This window comes from Streptomyces sp. Go-475 (assembly GCF_003330845.1).
Lineage (GTDB): Bacteria > Actinomycetota > Actinomycetes > Streptomycetales > Streptomycetaceae > Streptomyces.
Map to the genome: position 1 here is coordinate 683,312 of NZ_CP026121.1, position 22,533 is coordinate 705,844.

Genomic DNA, 22,533 nt, shown 5'->3' on the forward strand with positions numbered 1-22,533 from the left:
GCCTTTACCTACCCGCATCGACGTACCGACAGGTGGTGGCACTCGTGCGCCTGCGCACTCCCCTCGCCCTGCTCGGGGCCGCCGTGCTCGTGCTCGTCGGTCCGCCGCTGGTGACCACCGGCAGCGGCACCGAGACCGGCACACAGATCCCGGGCCTGCGTTTCATGGTCCCCAACACGCCCGGCGGAGGCTACGACATCACGGCCCGGACGGCCGCGAAGAACGCCGAGGACGCCGGACTGACCCACAACATCGAGGTGTTCAACCTGCCCGGCGCCGGCGGCACGGTGGGCCTGAGCCGGCTGGTGAGCGAGCACGGCAACGGCAAGCTCGCCATGTCCATGGGCCTCGGGGTCGTGGGCGCCGTCCGCTCCAACGACGCGCCGAAGACGCTCGGCGACACCACGCCGATCGCCCGGCTCACCGAGGAGCAGGACGTGGTGGTGGTCGCGAAGGACTCCCCGTACAAGACGATCGACGACCTGATCGGCGCCTGGAAGGAGAACCCGGGCAAGCTGCCGGTGGGCGGCGGCTCCTCCCCCGGTGGGCCCGACCACCTCGCGCCGATGCTGATGGCCCGGGCGGCCGGGATCCCCCCGAAGCAGGTCAACTACATCCCCTTCGACGGCGGCGGCGAGCTGCTCGCCTCCATCCTCGGCAACAAGGTCGCCTTCGGCGTCTCCGGCGTCGGCGAGTACCTCGACCAGATCAAGGCGGGCGAGCTGCGTCTGCTCGCGGTCACCGGCCCGGAGCGCGTCGAGGGGCTGGACGCTCCCACGCTGAAGGAGGCCGGCTACGACGTGAACTTCACCAACTGGCGCGGCATCGTCGCCCCGCCCGGCCTGACCGACGGCGAGCGGGACAAGCTCGTGCGGCTGATCGAGGAGCTGCACGACTCGGACGAGTGGCGCAAGTCCCTGGAGCAGAACGGCTGGGACGACGCCTTCCTCACGGGTGAGGAGTTCGGCGCGTTCCTCGACGCCGAGGACAAGCGCGTGGTTTCGGTGCTGAAGGAGCTGGGACTGTGACGACGCAGACCACCGACATTCCCCCCGCGCAGGGCAGCGAGAAGCGCTCGTGGCTGCGGGAGCACTCCGAGCTGGGTGTGTGCGCGCTGCTGCTGGCGCTGGGCGTGCTCGTCCTGACCGACGCGCTCACCATGGACGTCGACATCGCCCAGCGCGGCCCGGTCGGCCCGAAGACCGTGCCGGTCGTGGTCGGCGCCGGGCTGCTGGTGATCGCCGCGCTGCTCGCCGTGGACGTGCTGCGCGGCGGCCGGGGCCAGGCCGAGACCGGCGAGGACGTCGACCTGTCGGAACCCGCCGACTGGCGCACGGTGCTGCTGCTCGCCGGGGTGTTCCTCGGCGCGGCCGTGCTGATCGAGCCGCTCGGCTTCCCCATCGCGGGCGCGCTGCTGTTCTGGGGCGCGGCGTTCGCGCTGGGCAGCCGCCGGATCGACCGCGACCCGCTCATCGCGGCCGGGCTCTCCCTGGTCACCTACACCGTCTTCAACAACCTGCTCGGAGTGCCCCTGCCCGGCGGTCCGCTGATGGGAGTGCTGTGACATGGATGCCTTCAACTCCCTTCTGGACGGCTTCGGCACGGCCCTCACACCGATCAACCTCCTGTGGGCCGTCATCGGCGTGCTGCTCGGCACGGCGATCGGCGTGCTGCCCGGCATCGGCCCGGCGATGGCCGTGGCGCTGCTGCTGCCGGTGACGTACGGGCTCGATCCGACCGGCGCGTTCATCATGTTCGCCGGCATCTACTACGGCGCGATGTTCGGCGGATCCACCACCTCCATCCTGCTCAACACGCCCGGCGAGAGCGCGGCGGTGGTGGCGGCCATGGAGGGCAACCCCATGGCCAAGTCCGGGCGCGGCGCCCAGGCTTTGGCGGCCGCGGCGATCGGTCACTTCGCGGGCGGCCTGGTCGGCACGATCCTGCTGGTCGCGCTCGCGCCGACGGTCGCCGAGCTGGCCGTGGACATCGGCGCGCCGGACTACTTCGCCATCATGGTGCTGGCGTTCATCGCGGTGACGTCGGTGCTGGGTTCGTCCCGGGTCCGGGGCATGGCCTCCCTGCTGATCGGTCTCACGCTGGGGCTGGTGGGCCTGGACCAGATGACCGGCCAGCAGCGCCTCACCTTCGGCTCGCTGCAACTGGCCGACGGCATCGACGTCGTCATCGTCGCGGTCGGCCTCTTCGCGATCGGCGAGGCGCTGTGGGTCGCGGCGCACCTGCGGCGCAGGCCGCCCGAGCCGATCCCGGTGGGCCGGCCGTGGCTGGGGCGCGGGGATGTGAACCGCACCTGGAAGTCGTGGCTGCGCGGCCCGTTCATCGGCTTCCCGTTCGGCGCGATCCCGGCGGGCGGCGCGGAGATCCCGACCTTCCTGTCGTACGTGACGGAGAAGCGCCTGTCGAAGCACAAGGACGAGTGGGGCAAGGGCGCCATTGAGGGCGTGGCGGGGCCGGAGTCGGCGGCGTCGGCCTCGGCGGCGGGCACGCTGGTGTCGATGCTGACCCTGGGCCTGCCCACCACGGCGGTCGCGGCCGTGATGCTGGCCGCGTTCCAGCAGTACGGCATCCAGCCCGGCCCGCTCCTCTTCGAGCGCGAACCGGACCTCGTGTGGGGCCTGATCGCCTCCCTGTTCGTCGGCATGGTGCTGCTGCTGGCGCTCAACCTGCCGCTGGCGCCGGTCTGGGCGAAGCTGCTGCGCATCCCGCGGCCGTACCTGTACGCGGGGATCCTGTTCTTCGCGGCGATCGGCGCGTACGCGGTCGGCGGTGAGGTGATCGACCTGGTGATCCTGCTGATCATCGGCCTGATCGGCTTCGGCATGCGCCGCTACGGGCTGCCGGTGCTGCCCGCCGTCATCGGCGTGATCCTCGGCCCGAACGCCGAGCAGCAGCTGCGGCGCGCGCTCCAGATCAGCGACGGCAGTGTCACCGGGCTGGTCAACACGCCGTTCGCGGTCACGGTGTACGCGGTGATCGTGGTGCTGCTGGCCTGGCCGCTGCTGAAGAAGGCGGTGACGCGGAGCCGCGCCGCGGCCTGACCCGGTCAACGCGGCACCCGGTCCCGGGTGCCGTCCGGGAAGCGGATCTCCACCTCCCCTGCCCCGGTGACCCGTACGCGCGTTCCTGAACACCGCGCGTGCGGGTCACCGTCGTTCACCTCGGGATCGGCGCTCAGCACGACGAGGGTCACCAGGAGGTGGGTGCCGCCCGGGTGGGCGGGCAGCGTGAGGTACGGGGTCGCCGAGTGGTGGCCGTAGGCGTTGGTGCCGGCCGCGTGCGCCACGGCCGCCCGGGCGTCCTGCCAGCCGTGCAGGCCGGCGATCGTGCTGGTCGTTCCGTCCGCGCGCCGGGCCAGCGCCCAGCCGGAGCCGGTCCGGGCGGCCGGGGGCGCGGTGTCGTCGGCGACGGCCCAGCCGCCCTCGCGGACGGGCGTGCCGGGCGGCGCGTCGACGCGGTGCACCCGCACCTCCCACGGGCCGCGCACGACGCTGACGGTCTCGATGCGGTGGCCTTCGGCGCTGCCCGGGAGCACGGCCCGGTGCCAGGAGGCGGCCCGGCCGGCCTCGACGCCGAGGGGGTGGATGCGGCCGCGCGGGCTGGGGGTGCCGTCGGGGGCGAGCAGGGCGATGTGGTTGTCGGGGGCCCGGTCCGCCGGTGTCTCGGGTGCCGTCGCGCTGGAGTAGGCGAACCGCGCGTAGTGCGGGCTGTCGTCGGCCCGCGCGGGCGGGGGCGGCAGCCGGTCGCTGCCGTGGTTGACGAGCCGTACGATCCCGTCGGCCGCGGTGGAGTGCAGCAGCCAGCCCGGGGCCGGTAACCCGAGGCGTACGTCGGCGGTCTCGACCGGGCCTGGTTCCTCGGGGGCGGTCCACACCGGATGGTCCTCCGGCAGGAGCAGGCCGAGGAAGGCCTTGCTCGCCCAGTACGGGGAGGCCGGTCCCGAGTACCGCTGGGTGACCGGGAGGAAGGGCCGGTACCAGCCGAGGGTGAGCAGCCCCTCGGCGTCCGGCACGCCGCGCTCGGCGAAGTGCTGCAGCGCGCCGGAGGCGAGGCGGCGGGTGCGGCCGGGCGGCAGCGGGGTGGCGTCGGCGAGGACCCCGGCCCACAGGGGCGCGGTCGTGGCGAACCGGTAGGTGAGGGAGCGGCCCTGGTGGACCGGTGCGCCGTCGGCGCCGAAGAAGTGCTGGTGGTGGTGGAGGAAGGACCGCAGGCGTGCCCGGTGTCCCGCGACCAGCCCAGGGTCGGCGCGGGGCCCGGCGATGCGGGCCCACAGGACCGGATACAGGTGCAGGGCCCAGGCGTTGTAGTAGTCGAACTTGCGGCCGTCGCCGTCGGTGTACCAGCCGCCGCCCCGGTACCAGTCCTCCAGGCGTGCCAGGCCCGCGTCGATCTCGGAGCGGCGGTGCGGGGCGCCGACGGAGGCGAGGAACTCCTCGGTGATGACCTGGAACAGCCGCCAGTTGGAGTCGTTGACGACCGCTCCGACGAAACCGCCCAGCCAGTCGGCGACCCGCTGCCGTACGCGGTCGTCGAGCCGGTCCCAGATCCAGGGCCGGGTCTCGTGCAGGGCGATCGCGAGGGACGCGGCCTCGACCATGGGCTGGGAGCGGTCGGTGATGGGCGGCCAGTGGTCGGGGCTGCGCGGGTCGGTGCCGGACGCGAGTCCGGCCGTGTACCGCTCGATCAGGCCGGGCGCCCCCTGCCCGCCCGCGCCCGCGATGCGGAACGCGGCCAGCAGGAAGGAGCGGGCGAAGCCCTCCAGCCCGTCGGACCAGGGCCCGGAGTGGCTGGGCGGGCCGGGGAGCCGGTACTGGGCCAGGTTCGGGGAGGCGTAGGGGGTCAGGGCGTCGAGGAGGCGGTCGGCGACCGCCTCCCAGTGGGCGCGGGTCCAGCCGGTGTACGGCGAGGTCAGCGGGTCGGGGGGCGGCAGGTGCGGCAGGTTGGGGAGGGGGGTCGGGTCGGGGAGCGACACGTGCGGCGCGCTCATGCGGGTGCGGTTCCTCCGTTGGTCACAGGGCGCGCCCGGGCGGGGGCGGGCCGACGCTGTCGCGGACGACGATGTGGGTGCCGAGCAGGTGGTGGGCCCCGGCGGCGTGCTCGGGGTCGCGCAGCGCGATGCGCACGGCGGCGCGGCCGAGTTCCTCGGCGGGGGTGCGGACGGTGGTGAGGGGTGGGTTGAAGTCCTCGGCGAGCGGGATGTCGTTGTAGCCGACGACGGAGACGTCCCCGGGCACGCTCAGCCCGGCGTCGGCGATGGCGCGCAGGGCACCGGCGGCGACCATGTCGTCCCCGGCGAAGACAGCCGTGAACTCCCCTGTGTGTTTCAGGAGTTCGGTCATCGCCCGATGACCGGCCGCGCGGCCGAGTCCGCAGTCGACGACGTGCGCGGCCTCGGGCGGCAGGCCGTGCTCGGCGAGGGCGGCCCGGTAGCCGGCCACGCGGGCGTCGAGGGCGGTGTTGCCGGGCAGCCCGCCGAGGAAGACGATCCGGCGGTGCCCCGCGGAGAGCAGATGGCCGGTGGCGGCGCGGGCGCCTGCCTCGTTGTCGAACTCCACGACCAGCGCGGGGATGCCGGGGTCGGGCGCGGGCCTGCCGCAGAGCACGAGCCGGGCGCCGGAGGAGTCCAGGGCGTGGGCGTAGTGGGCGACGCGCTCGCGGTAGGCGTCGTCCTCGACGACCCCGCCGACGAGGATCACCAGCCGGGCGCCCTCCTCCCGCATGAGCTGCACGAACTCCATCTCGCGCTGGGCGTCGCCGCCGGTGGCGCCGACCACGCAGAGCCAGCCGCGGTCGGCGGCCTCGGCCTCCACGCCCTCGGCGACCTGTGCGTAGAAGGGGCTGGTGACCTGGCGGACCACGACGGCGGCCATCTTGCGGCCGCCGCCGACCAGGGCGCGGGCGTGCGCGTTGGCCACGTAGTCCAGGTCGCGGGCCGCCCGCAGCACCCGGGCCCGGGTCGCCGGAGGCACCGGGTGGTTGCCGCTGAGCGCGCGGGAGGCCGTGGCCGTGGACACGCCCGCCCGCTCGGCGACCTCGCGGATCGTGACCCGTCCCTTGGGCACCATGTCGTTCCCCATCCCCCGCATCCCCTCTTCCGGCCACCGCCGTTCAGGTGTTGGCCGCGTAGTCCTTCGCGTACTCCTCGGCCATTCTGTCGCCGCCCCTGCTCCGCCACCTCTTCACCGCCGCGTCCCACTCGGACAGGGGCAGGCGCCCGGCGATGATCCCGGTGACGGTGTCGTCCAGGAACGTCTTGAGGGTGGCGCCCTGGGCGTTGTTCGTCGCGGACTGGAGCCCGAAGGAGGCGTCGCGTATGGCGTGCGGGACGACCTTCCGCTGCCAGGCGTGCAGGGCGCGCACGGCGTCGGGCATGCCGGGGACGAACAGCACCTGGGGGCCTTCGGCGAGGTACTTCAGGGGCAGGTTGGTGTTGTTCTCGACCTCGCCGAGCGCGGTGGGTTCGGGCGAGCCGTCCTTGCCGCGGGTCAAGTGGACGCCCTCGACGCCGTAGTGGACGAGTTCCCACTCCTGACTGCCGAACGGCGCGGCGAGGTAGTCGAGGATGCGCAGCAGCAGTTCGACACACTCCTTCTTCGCCTGCTTCAGGACGGTGTAGCCGAAGGAGCGGCGGGCGGCGACGATGCCGCCGGGCTCACCGCCGACGCTGTAGGGCAGGGCCGCCGCCGGGGTCATCTTGCCTTGCGACTCGCGGTACTTGGGCAGGTAGGCGCCGAAGCCGTCCTGCATGGAGCCGACGGTGCCGTTGTAGTAGAGGGTCGTGAGGTCGATCTGCGAGATGGACGTGGCGTCGGGGTGGTAGGAGCCGTTCTTGCGCAGTCGGGCCTGGAAGGCGATGGCCGCCTTGTAGCGTTCGTCGGCGGCGCCGGGCAGGAAGGTGCCGTCCTTGGTGACGGCCCAGCGCTGGGGCGCGTTGTGGGCGGCGGAGTGGAAGGCGTTGCCGAACAGGGAGCCGTTGGCGGCGCCGAGCATGTAGGTCTTCCCGCGGGTTCCCCGCCTGGCCACGGCGGTGAAGTCCTCGGCCGTCCAGCCCTCCTTCATGCCCGCGTCGGCGAACATGTCCTGGTTGATCCACAGGGTCGAGCCGGGCAGCGGGCGTTCCAGCGGGATGCCGTAGATGCGTCCTCCGATGCGGCCCATGTCGCGCCAGGCGTGGGTGGGGATGCCCGCGAGGTTGGGGTAGTCGGTGATCGCGTCGCCCGACAGGTACGGCGTGAGGTCCTGGGCGCGGCGCCGCACGAACTGCGCCTCGCGGGGCAGGGTGAAGCCGGAGAACATGTTGATGATGTCGGGCAGGGCGTCGGCGTCGCCGGCCATGACGGTCGCCATCTTCTTCTGGTAGTCGGCCTGGGAGATGATCGTGTACTCGATCTTGACGCCGAGGGCCTTCTCCACGGCGGCCCAGAACCGGTTCTGCGCGGCGGGCTTGGGCGGGGTGCCGAAGGAGACGGTCATGACGCGGACGGTGGAGCCGTCGCCCGGGGTGCGGGAGACCGACGTGACCAGGTCGGAGGGGTAGGAGGTGTAGCCGGCCTGGACACCGGAGTCGGTGGGCGCCAGGTCGGGCTCGGGCCCGGCGGCGGGCCGGTAGGCCGGCCAGGGGGCGAGCTTCTTCCCGGCGTTGGAGACGTCGCCGTCGCCGGATTCCGAGGAGCAGGCGGTCAGCAGACCGGGGACGGAGACGGCGGCACCGCCCGCCGCCATGGAGCGCAGGAGGGTGCGTCGGGACATGCGGGGCATGGGTGAACCACCTCGTGTCAGCTCTTGATGGCGCCGGTGAGCACGCCCTTGGTGAAGTACTTCTGGAGGAAGGGGTAGACGAGCAGGATCGGCACGGTGGCGATCACGAGCACCGCCATCTGCACGGTCTGCGGAGCGGTGACGGTGGCCTCGCCGGTGGTCGCGTCGGTGAGCCCGGCGCCCGCCACCACATAGGTGCGCAGCACCTGCTGGAGGGGCCAGTGGTCGCTCTCCAGGTACAGCGAGGCGTAGAACCAGGAGTTCCAGTAGGCGACGGCGTAGAACAGGCCGACGACGGCGAGTGCGGCCTTGGACAGCGGCAGCACCACCGACACCAGCACCCGCCAGTCCCCCGCCCCGTCCAGCCGGGCCGCCTCGTACAGCTCCTCGGGGATGGACTGGAAGAAGCCGCGCAGGACGACCAGGTTGAACACGTTGACCAGGACGGGCAGCACGAGCGAGGCGTACGAGTCGAGCAGGCCGAGTTCCTTGACGAGCAGGAAGCTCGGGATCATGCCGGGCGGGAAGAGGAACGTGAACAGCACCAGCAGCAGGACGGGCTTGCCGCCGAGGACGCCGGGGCGGGACAGCGCGTAGGCCAGGGTCACCGTGCAGGCGAGGCTGAGCAGGGTGCCCACGATCGTGACACCGGCGCTGACGCCGAGGGCGTGGGTGACGATGCCGCCGTCGAAGATGTCGCGGTAGGCGTCGAGGGAGGGTTCCGTGGGCCACAGCACCCAGCCGCCGTTGTCGACGACCTCCTGCGTGGAGGCCAGGGACGTCGACACGATCACCAGGAACGGCACGCAGACCAGCAGCACGACGGCGGCCAGGGCGAGGGCCTTCGCGGCCTGGGTGAGCGGCCGGGGCCTCTCCATCCAGCCGGGGCGGGCTGACGCGCTCACCGGTAGACCCCCTGTTCGCCGAGGCGGTGGGCGACCTTGTTGGCCGCGTAGACGAGGAGGGCGCCGACGAGCCCCTTGAACAGGCCCGCGGCAGCGGCGAATCCGTAGTCGCCGCCGACGATGCCCTGGTAGTAGACGAAGGTGTCGATGACCTCGGCGGTCTCCGGTCCGACCGCGTCGCGTTGCAGCAGCATCTGTTCGAAGCCGACGGAGAGGATGTCGCCGAGCCGCATGATGAGCAGCAGCACGATCACCGGGCGGATGGCGGGCAGGGTGACGTGCCAGAAGCGCCGCCAGGGTCCGGCGCCGTCGATGGCGGCGGCCTCGTACTGCTGCTCGTCGACCTGGGCGAGCGCGGCGAGGAAGATGATCGTGCCCCAGCCGGCGTCCTTCCAGATGACCTGGGCGACGACGAGCGGCTGGAAGGCGTCCGGGTTGCCGATGATGTCGACGGTGTGCAGCCCGGCCCCGCTCAGGCCGCTGTTGAGCAGGCCGGTGTCCCCCAGCACCTGCTGGAACAGCGCGACGACGATGACCCACGAGATGAAGTGCGGCAGATACGCCACCGACTGCACGAACCGGCGCACCGAGGACCAGGTGAGCGTGTGCAGCAGCAGGGCGAGGCCGAGCGGCACCGGGAAGTAGAAGACCAGCTGGAGGACGGCGATCCAGAGGGTGTTGAGGACCGAGTCCCAGAACGCCGCGTCGTCGAACATGCGCTGGAAGTTGCCGAGCCCCACCCAGGGGCTGCCCCACAGGCCGTCGAACGGCACGTACTCCTTGAACGCGATGACGTTGCCGGCGAGGGCGCCGTAGTGGAAGAGCAGGAAGTAGGCGAGACCGGGCAGCATGAGCAGGAACAGCGACCGGCTCTGAAAACCTTTACGCGAGCGCTTCGTCCTTGCGGGGCGACGGCGATCCGGGTTCACCCCCTTCACACCTGCTGGTTCCCGTAAGGCAGTTGCCACGGCGCCCCCTCACCTCGGCGTGTCCGGTGAGGGGAAGTTAAAACGCTTTCACTGCGCGGTCAACACTTCTGACCACACGGGACTTCCCGTCGGGTGACACCGGGTCAGGCCGAGAGCAGGCCCCTGCCCAGCCAGTCGGAGGAGTCCCGTACGCCGGGCAGGGCGAAGAAGTAGCCGCCGCCGGTCGGGGAGATGTAGTCGACGAGGGGTTCGTCGATCAGCCGGGTCTGCGTGGCCTCGAACTGGCGCCGCACGTCCTGCTGGTAGCAGCAGAAGACCAGGCCCATGTCGAGGTTGCCGACGTCGTCGACGCCCCGGTCGTAGTTGTAGCCCCGGCGCAGGATGCGGGAGTCGTCGGTCGCCGCGGTGCGCGGGTTGGCGAGGCGGATGTGCGCGTCGAGCGGGATGGCGGTGCCGTGCGGGTCCTTGGCGTAGTCGGGGCTGTCGGTCTCCTTGGCGCCGTCCAGCGGGGCGCCGGTGTCCTTGCGCCGGCCGAACATCAGCTCCTGCTCGTTCAGCGAGACCCGGTCCCAGAACTCGACGAGCATGCGGATGATCCGGACGACCTGGTAGCTGCCGCCGGTCGCCCAGCCGGGTTCGCCCTGCCCGGCCCCGACCCACACGAGGTGGTCCATCTCCCGGGCCGAGGCGACGTCCGGGTTGGCTATGCCGTCCTTGAAGCCCAGCAGGTTGCGCTGGGTTCCGCTGGGCCGGGGCCCGTTCTGGAAGCCGTCGATCCGCCACCGGATCTGCATCGCGCCCCGGGTGTGCTTGGCGATGTCGCGCAGGGCGTGCAGCACCGTGTCCTGCCGGGCCGCGCAGAGCTGCAGCGACAGGTCGCCGTGGCACTCGGCCGGGTTCAGGTTGTCGTTCGGGAAGGTCCGCATGGGCGTGAGCCGGCGCGGCCGGGCCTTGGCGAGTCCGTAGCGGTCGTCGAACAGGGAGGCGCCGACGCCGACCGTGACGGTGAGCGCGTCGGCGGGGACGACCGGGCCGAGGATGCCGTTGTCCGACGGCGGGGCGCCGACGCCGAGGTCGGTGGGGGTGCCGCCGGAGGTGAGGAAACGGGCCCGCCGCGTCACCGTCCGCAGCAGCTCGGCGAGTTCCTTGCGGTCGTCGGCGATCACGTCGAAGGAGACGAAGGTGGCGGCCGCCTGCGCGGGGGTGAGGATCCCGGCCTGGTGGGGCCCGTGGAAGGCCACCGGGCCGGCGGCCGACCCCTCGGCGGCCCGGGCCGTACCGCTGCCGGCCTCGGCGAGCGCGAACCCGCCTCCGGCCAGCACGGCTCCGGCTGCTCCGGCGCCCAGGGCCGTCTTGACGAAGGAACGGCGGCCGGTGTGGGCGGGGCAGCCCGGCGGGGGCGTGTCGGCGGACGGCATGGGGGCGTTCCCTTCGGGGTGTTCCGAGCGGTGCGGGTGGCGTTCGGTGCTCACGCGGACTTCCTGATCTCGAGCAGGTCCGGCACCGGGGAGAGGTCTTCGAGAAGCTGACCGGTGGCCCCGTCGATCCGGGCCTTCGCGGTCCGGTCGAGCCGTGCGACGGGGGTCCAGCGGCCCGCGCGGTGCTCGGAGTCGAGCAGGGCCTGCAGACGCGCGATGTCGGCGTCGACGGTGGGGAGCAGGCGCGGGGCGCGGCTGGTGAGCAGCGGCCTGAGGACGGTGAGCAGTTCGCGTGTGCCGGCGAGGTTGGCGTCGGCGGTGGCCAGTCCGGTGCCGCTGCCCTGGTCGGTGTCGCCGGTCAGCTCGAACTGGAGGGTGTTCTCCAGGATCTCGTGGGCGCGCAGGGGCAGGTCGGAGGGGTCGAAGTCCTGGTGCGGGAAGGCCTTCCACAGCCCCTCGGCGTTGTCGGCCAGCTGCTGGGCCGGGCCCTTGAGCTGGGCCGCGGACTGCCCGTGCCACAGGCCGTACTCGACCCGGTGGAAACCGGTGAAGTCCTTGTCGCGCACCCCGCCCGGCAGACCGTCGGGCCGGCCGTTGATCTTCTGGTCGAAGTCCGCGAAGGTGCCGTAGGCGGCGCCCAGGGAGGCGTATGTGCGGTGGGCGGTGAGCCAGTCGGCGCGGGCCGTGCCCAGGTGGCCGGAGCGGATGTCGTCGTCGAGTTTGCGGGTCTGCCGCACCAGGGTGGCCAACCCGCGGTCCACGTACGCGCGGTAGGCCTTGAGCGGCGCCGCGAGGTCCCGCTCGGAGACGGGGACGACGGCCGTGCTGCCGGCGGCGCCGGCGACTCGCACCGCCTTGGAGGTGACGGCCTTGCCGTCCGTGGGCACACAGCGCCAGGCGTAGCTGCCGCCCGCCACGGTGGCGACGAGGTCCCGCGTGGTGCCGGGGGCCAGGCCCTCGATCTCGCCGTAGACCGCGTGGGTGGCCGGGTCGATGAGATACACCTCGGACGTCTTGTCGCCCGTGTTGCGCATCTGGAAGGTCTGCCGTCCCGGCCGGGGCGCGGTGAACCCCTGACCGCAGTCGGTCTCGGAGACGGCGACGGTCTCGCCCCCGCTGGGCTTCGGCCGCGCCAGGGCGACGACGAGCCCGGCCAGCACCGCGGGCACGACGACCACGGCGACGGGGACGAGCCAGGCGGGGCGGCGACGGGCGGGGGGCCGGGGCGGGGTGGAGGGCTGGAGCGGTGCGGCGGCCTCGCCCTCTCCCGAGGCGTCGGACGGACGCGGAACCGGCGCGCCGGCCTCGGCCTGCGGTGCGGCGGCCCGGGGCCGAAGGAGGTCGCGCAGCCGTACCGCCGCGCTCCGGGCGGCAGCCTCGACGGGCTCGGCAGGAACCGGTCCGGCCGCCACCGCGCGCCCGTCGGGAGCGACCCCCGCACCCCCCGCGGCCCCCGCGCCGCGGGCGGTGCGCACCCCCGACACCCCCCGCACGAACAGCGTCATCACCACGGCGAGATACCCGGCGTACCCCGCCACCTGAAGCCACGTCATCGTCGGCGTCAGGTTGAGCACGCCCTGGAGCAGGGTGCTGTACCAGGACCCCGCGTCCATGCTGCCGCTCAGGTCGAAGGCGTAGGCCGTCCCGCCGGGCAGGACCCCGCCCTCCTGGAGGTCGCGGAGCCCGTAGCCGAGCACGCCGGCGGCGATGACGACGAGCACCGCGCCGGTGACGGTGAAGAAGCGGGTGAGGTTGATGCGCAGCACCCGCCGGTACAGGCCCCAGCACAGGCCGGCCGCGAGGACGAGTCCGACGCCCGCGCCGGTCAGCGGCCCGGCCGACTCGTTCGCCGCACGGGCCGTGGTCCACAGGAACAGCGCGGTCTCCAGGCCCTCACGCCCCACCGCCAGGAACGAGGTGAGCACCAGGACACCCGCGCCCATCGCCAGCGCTTCGGTGACCTTCTCCTTGATCTCGCCCGCCAGGTTGCGGGCCGAACGGCGCATCCAGAACACCATCGCGGTGACGAAGGCGACGGCCACGATGCTCAGCGTGCCGCCGAAGGCCTCCTGGGCGGTGGTGGACAGGGACGCGGCGGTGAAGGTGAGGACCGCGCCGAAGCTCAGGGAGAGCGCGATCGCGGCCAGCACCCCCGTCCACACCTGCGGCAGACGGGACTTGGCGTCCGCGCGCACGAGGGTGGCGACCAGCACGGAGACGATGAGGCCGGCTTCCAGTCCTTCCCTGAGTCCGATCAGGAAACTCGGAAACGCGTCGTCCCACATGTACCGCGACCCTCCCGGCCCCGTGCCCCGACGCACCCTCAAGTGACTTAGCCAAGGCATGCCTTACTGACGCGGACCATCATGACCTCGGAACTCTGGGCATCCGGTCATGAATGCCTCATGGCCCGGCAAAAGTACGCGCGACAGCCGCCGGCTGTTCCAGCTCACTCCTCTTGACGCGTCAATGACAACAATGGCTTGATGATGTGGGAGCGCTCCCACCTCCCAGGGAAGGGACCACCATGCCCAGAACCCGCCGCTCGTCCTCGCACCTACGGCTCGTCCCGCTCCTCGGCCTCCTGGCCACCCTGCTCCTCCCCCTCGGCCTGACGCTCGCCCCGCGCGCCACGGCGGCCCCCGCGGCGGACCCCGTCCGGGTCATGCCGCTCGGCGACTCGATCACCGGCTCGCCGGGCTGCTGGCGGGCGGTGCTGTGGAACCGGCTGACCGACAGCGGCTACAAGGATCTCGACTTCGTCGGCACCCTCCCGCCCCAGGGCTGCGGACAGGCGCACGACGGCGACAACGAGGGGCACGGCGGCGAACTGGTGACCAACGTCGCCGACCGGGACCTGCTGCCCGGACGGCTGGCGGCCACGCGCCCGGACATCGTTGTCATGCACTTCGGCACGAACGACGTGTGGAGCAGCATCGCCCCCGACCGCATCCTGGCCGCCTACACCAAGCTCGTGGCGCAGATGCGGGCCTCCAACCCGGACATGCGGATCCTCGTCGCGCAGCTCATCCCGATGAATCCGAGCAGTTGCGCGGCTTGCGCGCAGCGGGTCACCGACTTCAACGCGCGGATCCCCGCGTGGGCGCGGGCGACGAGCACCGACCGCTCCCCCGTCACCGTCGTCGACCAGTGGACGGGTTTCAGCACGGCCACCGACACCTATGACGGCGTGCACCCCAACGCCTCGGGCGACGCGAAGATCGCCGCCCGCTGGTTCCCGGCCCTGGCGGCGGTCCTCGACGCGGGCGTCCCGGGGGGCCCGGGCGGTCCCGGCGGGGATCCCGCCGCCTGCTCCGCGCGCTTCCGGGCCGTCTCGTCCTGGCAGGGCGGTCACCAGGGCGAGGTGACGGTGACGAACACCTCCGCCGCTGCCGTCCGGGGCTGGACCGCGACCGTCGTCCCGGCGGGCGGCGCACGCCTCACCCAGGTCTGGAACGGCACGCTCACGACGGCCGCCGACGGCACGGCCACCGTCACGAACGCGGCGTGGAACGGCGCGCTGGCCCCCGGCGCGAGCGCCACGTTCGGCTTCGTCGCCACCGCACCGGCAACGGCCGGGACCCCGGCGGCGACCGTCACGTGCACGGTGAAGGCCACCGGGAACTGACACGGCGAAGACGACCAGGAACTGACACGGCAACAGGCCCCACCCCTACCTCACCCCACCTCTGGAGCCGCCATGAGACCCCGCCCGCCCTCCGTCCCCCGGCCGGCCGTCGTCGCCGCCGCCCTCCTCGGACTCCTCCTCTCCTTCCTCTCCCTCAGCACCCCGGCGCAGGCGGCCCCCACCGGCTTCCGCGTCGAGAACGGCCGGCTGCTGGAGGCCTCCGGGAACGACTTCGTGATGCGCGGCGTCAACCACGCGCACACCTGGTACGCGGACCGGATCAGCTCCCTCGCCCACATCAAGGCCAAGGGCGCCAACACGGTCCGCGTGGTCCTCTCCAGCGGTGACCGCTGGACCCGCAACGACACCGCCGACGTGGCGAACGTGGTCTCCCAGTGCAAGCAGAACCGGCTGATCTGCGTGCTGGAGGTGCACGACACCACCGGCTACGGCGAGCAGAGCGGAGCCGTCACGCTCTCCCGCGCCGCCGACTACTGGATCAGCGTGCAGAGCGCGCTGACCGGTCAGGAGGACTACGTCATCGTCAACATCGGCAACGAGCCGTACGGCAACACGAACTACTCGGCGTGGACGGCCGACACCAAGGCGGCGATCCAGAAGCTGCGGGGCGCCGGCTTCGACCACACGATCATGGTCGACGCGCCCAACTGGGGCCAGGACTGGGCGTTCACCATGCGCGACAACGCCGCCTCGGTCTTCGCCGCCGACCCGGACGCCAACACCGTCTTCTCGATCCACATGTACGGCGTCTTCGACACGGCCGCCGAGATCACCGACTACCTGAACCGCTTCGTCACCGCCGAACTCCCCATTGTCGTAGGCGAGTTCGGGCACGACCACTCGGACGGCAACCCGGACGAGGACACCATCCTGGCCGTCGCCCAGCAGCTCCGCCTCGGCTATCTCGGCTGGTCGTGGAGCGGCAACGGCGGCGGGGTCGAGTACCTGGACATGGTCACGAACTTCGACCCGAACCAGCTCACGTCCTGGGGTCAGCGGCTCTTCAACGGCGCGAACGGCATCGCCGCCACCGCCAAGGAGGCCGCGATCTACTCCTCCGGCGGAGGCGACACCACTCCCCCGACGGCCCCCGGCACCCCGAGGGCCTCGGGGGTGACGTCCTCGTCCGTCACCCTGACCTGGGCGGCCTCCACCGACACGGCGGGCGTCACCGGCTACGACGTCGTCCGGATCAGCGGCGGCACGGAGACGGTCGCCACCACCACGGCGACGACCACGGCGACCGTCACCGGGCTGTCCCCGGCGACCGCGCACACCTTCGCCGTCTACGCCCGCGACGCCGCCGGCAACCGCTCGCCCCGCTCGGGCACGGTGACGGTCACGACCGCGCCCGGCGGGTCGCCGTCGGCGTGCGGCGTGGGCTACCGGGTGACGAGCAGCTGGCCCGGCGGTTTCCAGGGCGAGATCACCCTTCGCAACACCGGCGCGTCGGCGATCAACGGCTGGACGCTGCGCTGGACCTTCCCCGACAGCCAGCGCATCACCAACCTCTGGGGCGGAACGGCGACGCAGACCGGCTCCCAGGTGAGCGTCGCGGCCGCCTCGTACACGGCGACGATCCCCGCGGCGGGCTCGGTCACCCTCGGTTTCACGGCCACCCGGGGGACCGCGAACCCGAGCCCGACGGCGTTCACGCTGAACGGCGCCGACTGCTCCGTGAGCTGACACGGCACCGCGCGACGTGCCGCCGGACCCGTGCGCCCCGGGCCCGGCGGCACCCTCGCCATCCGTGTGATCCGCGTGATCCGCGTGATCCGCGTGATCCGCGTGATCCGCGTGATCCGCGTGATCCGTGTGATCCGCGTGATCCGTGTGATCCGTGTGATCCGTACTACACCACCCCCGTGGGCGGTTTACGCCGCTCCGCAGCGGTCAGGCGGCGGGGATGTCGCACCGGCACCCCGCAGCCGTATCTCCGGCAAGACGCGTCCGCACCCCTCCGGGTTCCCGGCACACCGCTCAGGGGGCCCGATGAGCGAGGACACCCTGCGCATGCGCCCGGTCCCGGCCACCGCGGCCGAACGGACGGCGCAGCCCGCGAGGGAGCCGGCCGGGCAGCGCGACGCCTTCTTCGACAACGCCAAGTACCTGGCGATCGTGCTGGTGGCCGTCGGGCACGCCTGGGAGCCGCTGCGGGACGGCAGCCGTACGGTCAGCGCGCTGTACATGGTCGTGTACGCGTTCCACATGCCGGCGTTCATCATCGTCTCCGGCTACTTCTCGCGCTCCTTCGACGCCGGCCCGGGGCGGATCAGGCGTCTGGTCACCGGGCTCGCCGTTCCGTACGTCGTGTTCGAGACGGCGTACACCCTGTTCACCCGGTGGACGGACCAGGAGCCCGACCGTCCGGTCAGCCTGCTGGATCCGCTGTACCTGACCTGGTTCCTGGCCGCGCTGTTCATCTGGCGCCTGACCACGCCGGTGTGGCGGCAGGTGCGGTGGCCGCTGCCCCTCGCCCTCGTCGTCGCGATGCTGGCGACGCTCTCCCCGTCCATCGGCAACGACCTCGACCTGCAGCGCACGCTGCAGTTCCTGCCGTACTTCGTGCTCGGGCTGGTGCTGAAGCCGGAGCACTTCCAGCTGGTGCGCCGCCGCGCGGTGCGGATCCTCGCCGTGCCGGTGTTCGCCTGCGCGGTCGCCGTGGCCTACTGGGCGGTCCCGCGGATGACCGGCGCCTGGTTCTACCACCGCGACAGCGCCGCGGAACTCGCCGCGCCGTCCTGGTACGGGCCCGTCATGACGCTGGTGACCTTCGGCTGTTCGCTGGTCCTGGCGGCCTGCTTCCTGGCCTGGGTGCCGGGGCGCCGGACCTGGTTCACCGTGCTGGGCGCGGGCACGCTGTACGGCTACCTGCTGCACGGTTTCGTCGCCCAGGGGTCCAAGTACACTTGGGGCTGGTACGACCCGGCGTGGGTGCACCGGCCCGTGGGCGAGATCGTCGTGACGGCCGTCGCCGCCGTGGTCGTGACGGCGCTGTGCACCCCGCCGGTGCGCCGGCCGCTGCGCTGGGTGGTGGAGCCCGACCTGGCGTGGGCGTTCCGCCGGGACGCGCGCGAGGGCGCACGGGAGCGGAACACCGCCGGCAGGCCTCACGGCGTCACAGGCGGATGACGACCAGGGCGATGTCGTCGGGCGCTCCGCTCGTGACGCCGAGCCGGTCCAGCACGGCGTCCGCCAAGGGGTCCGGGGCGAGGCCGCTGTGCCGCGAGAGGACCGAGGTGAGGCGCCCCAGGCCGGCGTCGATGTCCTCGTCGCGGCGCTCGACGAGCCCGTCGGTGTAGAGCACGAGGGTGTCGCCCGGCGTGTAGGACACCCCGGCCTGGGGCCGGGGGACGTGGTAGGGCCGGGCGCCGAGCGGCGGGTCGGTGGCCTGGTCCAGCAGCTCGCAGGTTCCGTCGGCATGGACCAGGACCGGGGGCAGGTGCCCGGCGTTGCTGTAGATGATCAGTCGGCTGCGGGTGTCGATGAGTACCTTGACCGCGGTCGCCGCCATCGCGCCGTCGACGGAGCGGGCGTACAGGCCGAGGACCTCCAGGGCCTGGGCGGGGCTGGGGATGGCCCGGATGGCCGCGCTCAGGGCACTGCGGAGCATGCCCATCACGGCTGCGGCCTGCAGGCCGTGGCCGACGACGTCCCCGACCGCCGCGGCGTAGCGGTCGGGTGGCAGGTCGACGACGTCGTACCAGTCGCCGCACACGTTGAGCGATCGCGTCGCGGGCAGGTAGCGCACGGCGATGTTGTCGTCGTGCCGGGTCAGGTCGCGGTCCTGGAGCATGGCTTCCTGCAGGGCGACGGCGACCTGGCGTGCGCGGCTGTGGGCCTCGCGCAGTTCCTGGTTCAGCCGGTGCAGCTCGCGGGCGCGCACGTAGAGCTCGGCCGCCATGCCCTTCTCCCGTTCGGTGAACTCCTCGGTGAGGCGGCGGGCCCGGCCGGACCGGATGAAGGCGGTGACGTCCTCGGAGCGCTGGACGATCCAGGCGACCGTGCCGTCCGGGGCCGGGATCGGGGTGTGGATGGTGGACCACCACCGCTCCTCGTACCCGCTCGGCCGGCCGGGGGCGCGAATGTCGTACCGCTGCAGGACCAGGGTGTCCGGGGATCCCGTGTCCAGCACCCGGCGCAGGGACGCCTTGAGGTTGCGTTCCGCGTCGGCTGCAGTGCCGGGGTTCGCGGGGAGGGCGGTGAAGAAGTACTTCCCGATCAACTCCGGACCGGTCCGTTTCGTGGCCTCCAGGTAGGCCCGGTTCGCGTAGCGGATCACCAGGTCCGTGTCCAGCACCAGGTACGGGCTCGGGGTGGCGTCGAAGAAGGCCGTGAAGTCGATGTCCGCTGCCATGGCGCGCTCTCTTCGGTCCGCGAGCCCGGCTGCCCGCCCTACCAATCTACGAGCGATCCAGGGTCCGGGCCCAACGGTCGACCGCCGCGGCCCGGGCGCCGGGGCCGGCTCACCGCGCCGCACGCGGTCACCGCGGGCCGGCGGTCCTTCCTCACGTCTGCCTTTCCTTCACGAAGTGGGCGACGGACTACTCGCTGTAGCCGTAGAGCCCGCCGCGCACCACGCCGTCGACCGTGTCTTTCGAGGGCTCCCCTCGAAGAGCCACACGCCGGAGGCGATTCGCCGCCATCCGGGGGCCGGGGGCACCTCGTCTGCCGTGGCCAGACGGGCAGATGCCAGCCCGGCCCGGTCGGCTCCCCGACCCGCGGCGGGCGGCTTGAAGTGGCCGTTCCCGCCTCCAAGTACCGCGAGAGCCCCCGGAGTGACACCACCCCGTCCACGACGGGCTGTACAGCAGCGCCGCCGATGTCCGCGAAACCGGCATGCCCGAGTCCACCTCCGAGGCACACCAGGCCGCCAGTGAGATCCTCGTGGGCCGCGTCGACGACCTGATCGCGGTGTGGGACGGGAAACCGGCCCGGGGGTACGGCGGGACAGCGGACGTGGTCGCATACGCAGAGCGGAAGGGTGTACCAGTACGCGTCCTGTGGGCCGGAGGGCGCCGCCCGTCGACCGGCAGTCGGGTTGCTCGCCCGGCACGAGACGGTCTCAGGCGTTGCAGCCCTTCTGCCGCACGCCCGGCCCCCGCTCTGCGGCGACCGCAGCGAAGCAGTTCCGGCACAGCGGGTTGGCCTTGAAGCCGTACTTCTCGCACGGCTCCGAGCAGCGAGCGCACTTGCCCCCCTCGACGCTCGACCAGTTCGAGGCCGGATACTCCTTGCCTGCTTCATGGTGCCGGTACCGCACCGATCTGTTGCATGACTCCAAGGAGGTCGGGTTGACCTCGTTCGCCGACAATCCGGCCGTCGGCCAGGTAGTAGAAATTCATGGCCTGCACCGAGACCTTGTTGCCGCTTGCGGGGATGCCGAAGAACTCACCGTCGTGCGTGCCGCGCATGGTGAACCGTGCAGCCACCGTGTCGTCTTCCCCGATCATCTCCTCCAGGCTCCACTGCACGTCCGGGAATCCACTGCGCATCATGCCGATGACCTCCATGTAGCCCTCGGGACCTCGAAGCGGCTCCGGATGACTCGGTGCGTGGAACACCGCGTCGGGAGAGATGACCTCGCGGCCAAGATCCTCATCGGCTGTGTTGATGAACTCGACGAAGCGGTTCATCAGCGACTTCACGGCTTCGGGCGGCATGTTCCTCTCCTCCTGGCGGTGGTGTTCCGCTCAAGGTAGCATCGATTCGATGTGTACATCGTTTCGATGTGATTGTGGGATACTGAAGGCATGCTGGAACTAGCGATACTGGGCTTCCTGGCCGGGGGTGCTCTTCCCGGGCACGAGCTGCGCCGGCGGGTTTCGCAGCTGACCGGGTACACGCGGCCGGTCAGCGACGGCAGTCTGTATCCGGCGATCAACCGTCTCACCAAGGCGGGCCTGCTGGAGCGGCGCGCCGACCCGGCTGCGGGCCCAGCGCGCTACGTAGTGAGCCTGACCGGCGCAGGGCGCACCGAACTGTTGAAGAGGCTGCGCAAGCCGGCCGACCACGAGATCACCGACTTCACCCGCTTCTTCACTATCCTGGCGTTCCTCTCGCACCTGCCCGAGGTGTCCGAACAGCACGCGGTGCTGCGCAGACGGCTTGAGTTCCTGGAGGAGCCGGCGAGCTTCTTCTACGACGGTGACAGGCCGCTGCGGGCCGAGGAGGTGGCCGACCCCTACCGGCGCGGCATGCTGCTCACCGCCCGTGCCATCAGCAGCGCCGAACGCGCCTGGCTGCACGCCGTTCTGGACGGTGACGAGCCCACCGAGAGCATTCCCTTCCCGCTCGACGAACCCGCGAGCTGACCGGCCCTGGAGGTACGTCCATGCTTGCGTCCTGGTACGACGAACAGGGCCCTGCCGCCGATGTCCTGCACGTCGGCGAACTACCCGACCCCACCGCCGGCCCCGGCGAGGTCCGCGTCCGCGTCACCGTGTCGGGCGTCAACCCCGGCGACACCAAGAAGCGGCGCGGCTGGCTCGGCTCCTCGATGCCCTACCCGCGGGTGATCCCGCACAGTGATGCCGCCGGAGTCATCGACGCGGTGGGCGACGGAGTCGACGCCCACCGCGTGGGACAACGGGTATGGGTGTACGGCGCCCAGTCCTACCGCCCCTTCGGCACCGCAGCCCAGTACAGCGTCGTGCCTGCGGATCTGGCCGTCCCGCTACCCGACCACCTCAGCGACGAACTCGGTGCAGGCCTGGGCATCCCTGGGGTCACCGCCCACCGCACCGTGTTCAGCGACGGGCCTGTCGACGGACAGCTCGTGCTCGTGCATGGGGTGCTCGGCGGCGTCGGCTCCCTGGCCGCGCAGCTCGCCCGGTGGGGCGGCGCGACCGTGATCGGGACCGTGCGCCATGGCAGCGACCTGAACCGCCTCGACCCCGCCGTGGTCTCCCACGCCGTGGCGCTCGACGGGGACGACCCCGCCGCCGCGATCCGCGCGCACGCTCCCGACGGCGTGCACCGAATCATCGAGGTGGCCCTGTCGGACAATGCGGACCTGGACAACGCCGTCGCCGCGAACGGCGCGGTGATCGCCGCCTACGCCACCCGGGACGACCGGCCCCTACTCCCCTTTTGGCCCATGCTGTTCAACGACGTCACGCTGCGCATGCTCGGCAGCGACGACTTCGCCGAAACGGCGAAACGGCAGGCGGCCCGCGACCTCACCGCCGCAGCCGCGGTCGGCATGCTGACCGTCGCCATCGGCGACGTGTATCCGCTGGAGAAGATCGCCCAAGCGCAAGACCGTGTCGATACCGGCGGCCGAGGTCGCGTCCTGGTGACCATTCCCAACTGAACTGTGCCGGCACGAGGGCTGATCACTCGGGCCGTGGGGTGGGGTGCCGTAGTCCTTCCAACTCGCCCAGCCGGCCCTCGCATTCGTCAGCGGACGCGGGCGTGTTCGTGAATGCACGAGGTACCGAACGCGCGAGCGCAGATGCCGATGGAGAGCTTGCGGCGCTCGAAGTGGCTGAGGAAGGCATCCCATTCCTCTGCGGTGGGGGTGCGGTGTTCCTCGCTGGGCCGCAGGGAGCGGCGGCGGGCGATGAACGCGCGGTGGGCTGCGATGGCTTCGACCGGGTAGCTCGCGTTGTAGCCCATGGTGGTGTCGATGTCGGCGTGTCCGGCGATGACCTGGGCGATGTGGGGTGGGCAGGCCGCTGCGGTCGTAGTGGAACAGCAGCGGCACCGGCGGGTTCCACACGTGCTCCTTGTAGTCGTAAGCGACGACGAAGGGGACGGCTCCGATACGCGGATCGTGGATGCGGGTGATGATGGCGCTCAGGACGTCGGCGGGTTCCGGACTGACCAGCAGGACACGTTCCACCTCGTCGTAG

General features: G+C 71.9%; 18 protein-coding genes and 1 pseudogene. 9 read left to right on the top strand and 10 right to left on the bottom strand.

Translation table 11 applies throughout. From position 1 onward, the window contains the following. Positions 1 to 44: 44 nt before the first annotated feature. Genes C1703_RS03060 through C1703_RS03070 form a run of 3 tightly spaced genes read left to right on the top strand, consistent with a single transcriptional unit; the run spans position 45 to position 3,059 of the window. Positions 45 to 1,028: a tripartite tricarboxylate transporter substrate binding protein gene (locus C1703_RS03060; RefSeq protein ID WP_198678401.1), complete on the top strand. Its 984-nt coding sequence runs from the start codon at positions 45 to 47 to the stop codon at positions 1,026 to 1,028. Continuing rightward, positions 1,025 to 1,564 carry a tripartite tricarboxylate transporter TctB family protein gene (locus C1703_RS03065; protein ID WP_114250413.1) on the top strand — a complete coding sequence of 180 codons (540 nt, stop codon included), beginning with the start codon at positions 1,025 to 1,027 and terminating at the stop codon, positions 1,562 to 1,564. The genes C1703_RS03060 and C1703_RS03065 overlap by 4 nt, the downstream gene beginning before the upstream one ends. A 1-nt stretch (position 1,565) precedes the next feature. Continuing rightward, the gene (locus C1703_RS03070) at positions 1,566 to 3,059 is read left to right on the top strand and encodes a tripartite tricarboxylate transporter permease (protein ID WP_114250414.1); all 1,494 of its coding nucleotides are present in this window, start codon (positions 1,566 to 1,568) and stop codon (positions 3,057 to 3,059) included. 5 nt (positions 3,060 to 3,064) lie between these two features. Here C1703_RS03070 and C1703_RS03075 read toward each other — a convergent pair whose 3' ends face one another. From C1703_RS03075 to efeU, 7 genes are all read right to left on the bottom strand, one after another. Next, positions 3,065 to 5,005: a DUF2264 domain-containing protein gene (locus C1703_RS03075; protein ID WP_114250415.1), complete on the bottom strand. Its 1,941-nt coding sequence runs from the start codon at positions 5,003 to 5,005 to the stop codon at positions 3,065 to 3,067. A 22-nt stretch (positions 5,006 to 5,027) separates the two neighbouring features. After that, positions 5,028 to 6,083 (bottom strand): LacI family DNA-binding transcriptional regulator, encoded by a 1,056-nt coding sequence (locus C1703_RS03080; protein WP_114257269.1) that lies wholly within the window; start codon positions 6,081 to 6,083, stop codon positions 5,028 to 5,030. 43 nt (positions 6,084 to 6,126) lie between these two features. Beyond that, a complete protein-coding gene (locus C1703_RS03085; RefSeq protein WP_114250416.1) occupies positions 6,127 to 7,776 on the bottom strand; it encodes an extracellular solute-binding protein in 1,650 nt (549 codons plus the stop codon). Between the two features lie 17 nt (positions 7,777 to 7,793). Continuing rightward, positions 7,794 to 8,681, bottom strand: coding sequence for a carbohydrate ABC transporter permease (locus C1703_RS03090; protein WP_114250417.1), 888 nt, complete (start codon positions 8,679 to 8,681; stop codon positions 7,794 to 7,796). Then, on the bottom strand, positions 8,678 to 9,532 hold the full coding sequence (locus C1703_RS03095; protein ID WP_114250418.1) for an ABC transporter permease subunit: 855 nt from the start codon (positions 9,530 to 9,532) through the stop codon (positions 8,678 to 8,680). Before C1703_RS03095 ends, C1703_RS03090 begins: the two co-directional genes overlap by 4 nt. A 221-nt stretch (positions 9,533 to 9,753) precedes the next feature. Further along, entirely contained in the window at positions 9,754 to 11,028 is a 1,275-nt protein-coding gene (gene efeB / locus C1703_RS03100) for an iron uptake transporter deferrochelatase/peroxidase subunit (protein ID WP_114257270.1), read from the bottom strand. Positions 11,029 to 11,078: 50 nt separating this feature from the next. Continuing rightward, positions 11,079 to 13,313 carry an iron uptake transporter permease EfeU gene (gene efeU / locus C1703_RS03105; protein WP_114250419.1) on the bottom strand — a complete coding sequence of 745 codons (2,235 nt, stop codon included), beginning with the start codon at positions 13,311 to 13,313 and terminating at the stop codon, positions 11,079 to 11,081. A 242-nt stretch (positions 13,314 to 13,555) separates the two neighbouring features. On the opposite strand from efeU, the gene C1703_RS03110 reads away from it, so the two are divergent. From C1703_RS03110 to C1703_RS03120, 3 genes are all read left to right on the top strand, one after another. Beyond that, positions 13,556 to 14,656, top strand: coding sequence for a GDSL-type esterase/lipase family protein (locus tag C1703_RS03110; protein WP_114250420.1), 1,101 nt, complete (start codon positions 13,556 to 13,558; stop codon positions 14,654 to 14,656). Positions 14,657 to 14,728: 72 nt separating this feature from the next. Beyond that, a complete protein-coding gene (locus tag C1703_RS03115; protein ID WP_114250421.1) occupies positions 14,729 to 16,363 on the top strand; it encodes a cellulase family glycosylhydrolase in 1,635 nt (544 codons plus the stop codon). Between the two features lie 327 nt (positions 16,364 to 16,690). Beyond that, the gene (locus tag C1703_RS03120) at positions 16,691 to 17,809 is read left to right on the top strand and encodes an acyltransferase family protein (protein ID WP_232840730.1); all 1,119 of its coding nucleotides are present in this window, start codon (positions 16,691 to 16,693) and stop codon (positions 17,807 to 17,809) included. Here the strand turns inward: C1703_RS03120 and C1703_RS03125 are convergent. Next, positions 17,796 to 19,034 carry a SpoIIE family protein phosphatase gene (locus tag C1703_RS03125; RefSeq protein ID WP_114250423.1) on the bottom strand — a complete coding sequence of 413 codons (1,239 nt, stop codon included), beginning with the start codon at positions 19,032 to 19,034 and terminating at the stop codon, positions 17,796 to 17,798. The genes C1703_RS03120 and C1703_RS03125 overlap by 14 nt on opposite strands. 363 nt (positions 19,035 to 19,397) lie before the next feature. Here C1703_RS03125 and C1703_RS39535 point away from each other — a divergent pair. Further along, positions 19,398 to 19,684 (top strand): annotated as a pseudogene (locus C1703_RS39535) (hypothetical protein); the annotation flags it as partial. A gap of 236 nt (positions 19,685 to 19,920) precedes the next feature. Here the strand turns inward: C1703_RS39535 and C1703_RS03135 are convergent. Further along, the gene (locus C1703_RS03135) at positions 19,921 to 20,340 is read right to left on the bottom strand and encodes an ester cyclase (RefSeq protein WP_114250424.1); all 420 of its coding nucleotides are present in this window, start codon (positions 20,338 to 20,340) and stop codon (positions 19,921 to 19,923) included. Between the two features lie 90 nt (positions 20,341 to 20,430). Here C1703_RS03135 and C1703_RS03140 point away from each other — a divergent pair, with 90 nt between their 5' ends. Together C1703_RS03140 and C1703_RS03145 are read left to right on the top strand one after the other, a co-directional pair. Further along, entirely contained in the window at positions 20,431 to 20,991 is a 561-nt protein-coding gene (locus C1703_RS03140; protein WP_114250425.1) for a PadR family transcriptional regulator, read from the top strand. A 20-nt stretch (positions 20,992 to 21,011) separates the two neighbouring features. Further along, positions 21,012 to 21,992: an NADPH:quinone reductase gene (locus tag C1703_RS03145; protein WP_114250426.1), complete on the top strand. Its 981-nt coding sequence runs from the start codon at positions 21,012 to 21,014 to the stop codon at positions 21,990 to 21,992. An 86-nt stretch (positions 21,993 to 22,078) separates the two neighbouring features. Here the strand turns inward: C1703_RS03145 and C1703_RS39190 are convergent, their stop codons facing one another. Then, positions 22,079 to 22,297 carry a hypothetical protein gene (locus tag C1703_RS39190; protein WP_232840398.1) on the bottom strand — a complete coding sequence of 73 codons (219 nt, stop codon included), beginning with the start codon at positions 22,295 to 22,297 and terminating at the stop codon, positions 22,079 to 22,081. Positions 22,298 to 22,533: the final 236 nt, after the last annotated feature.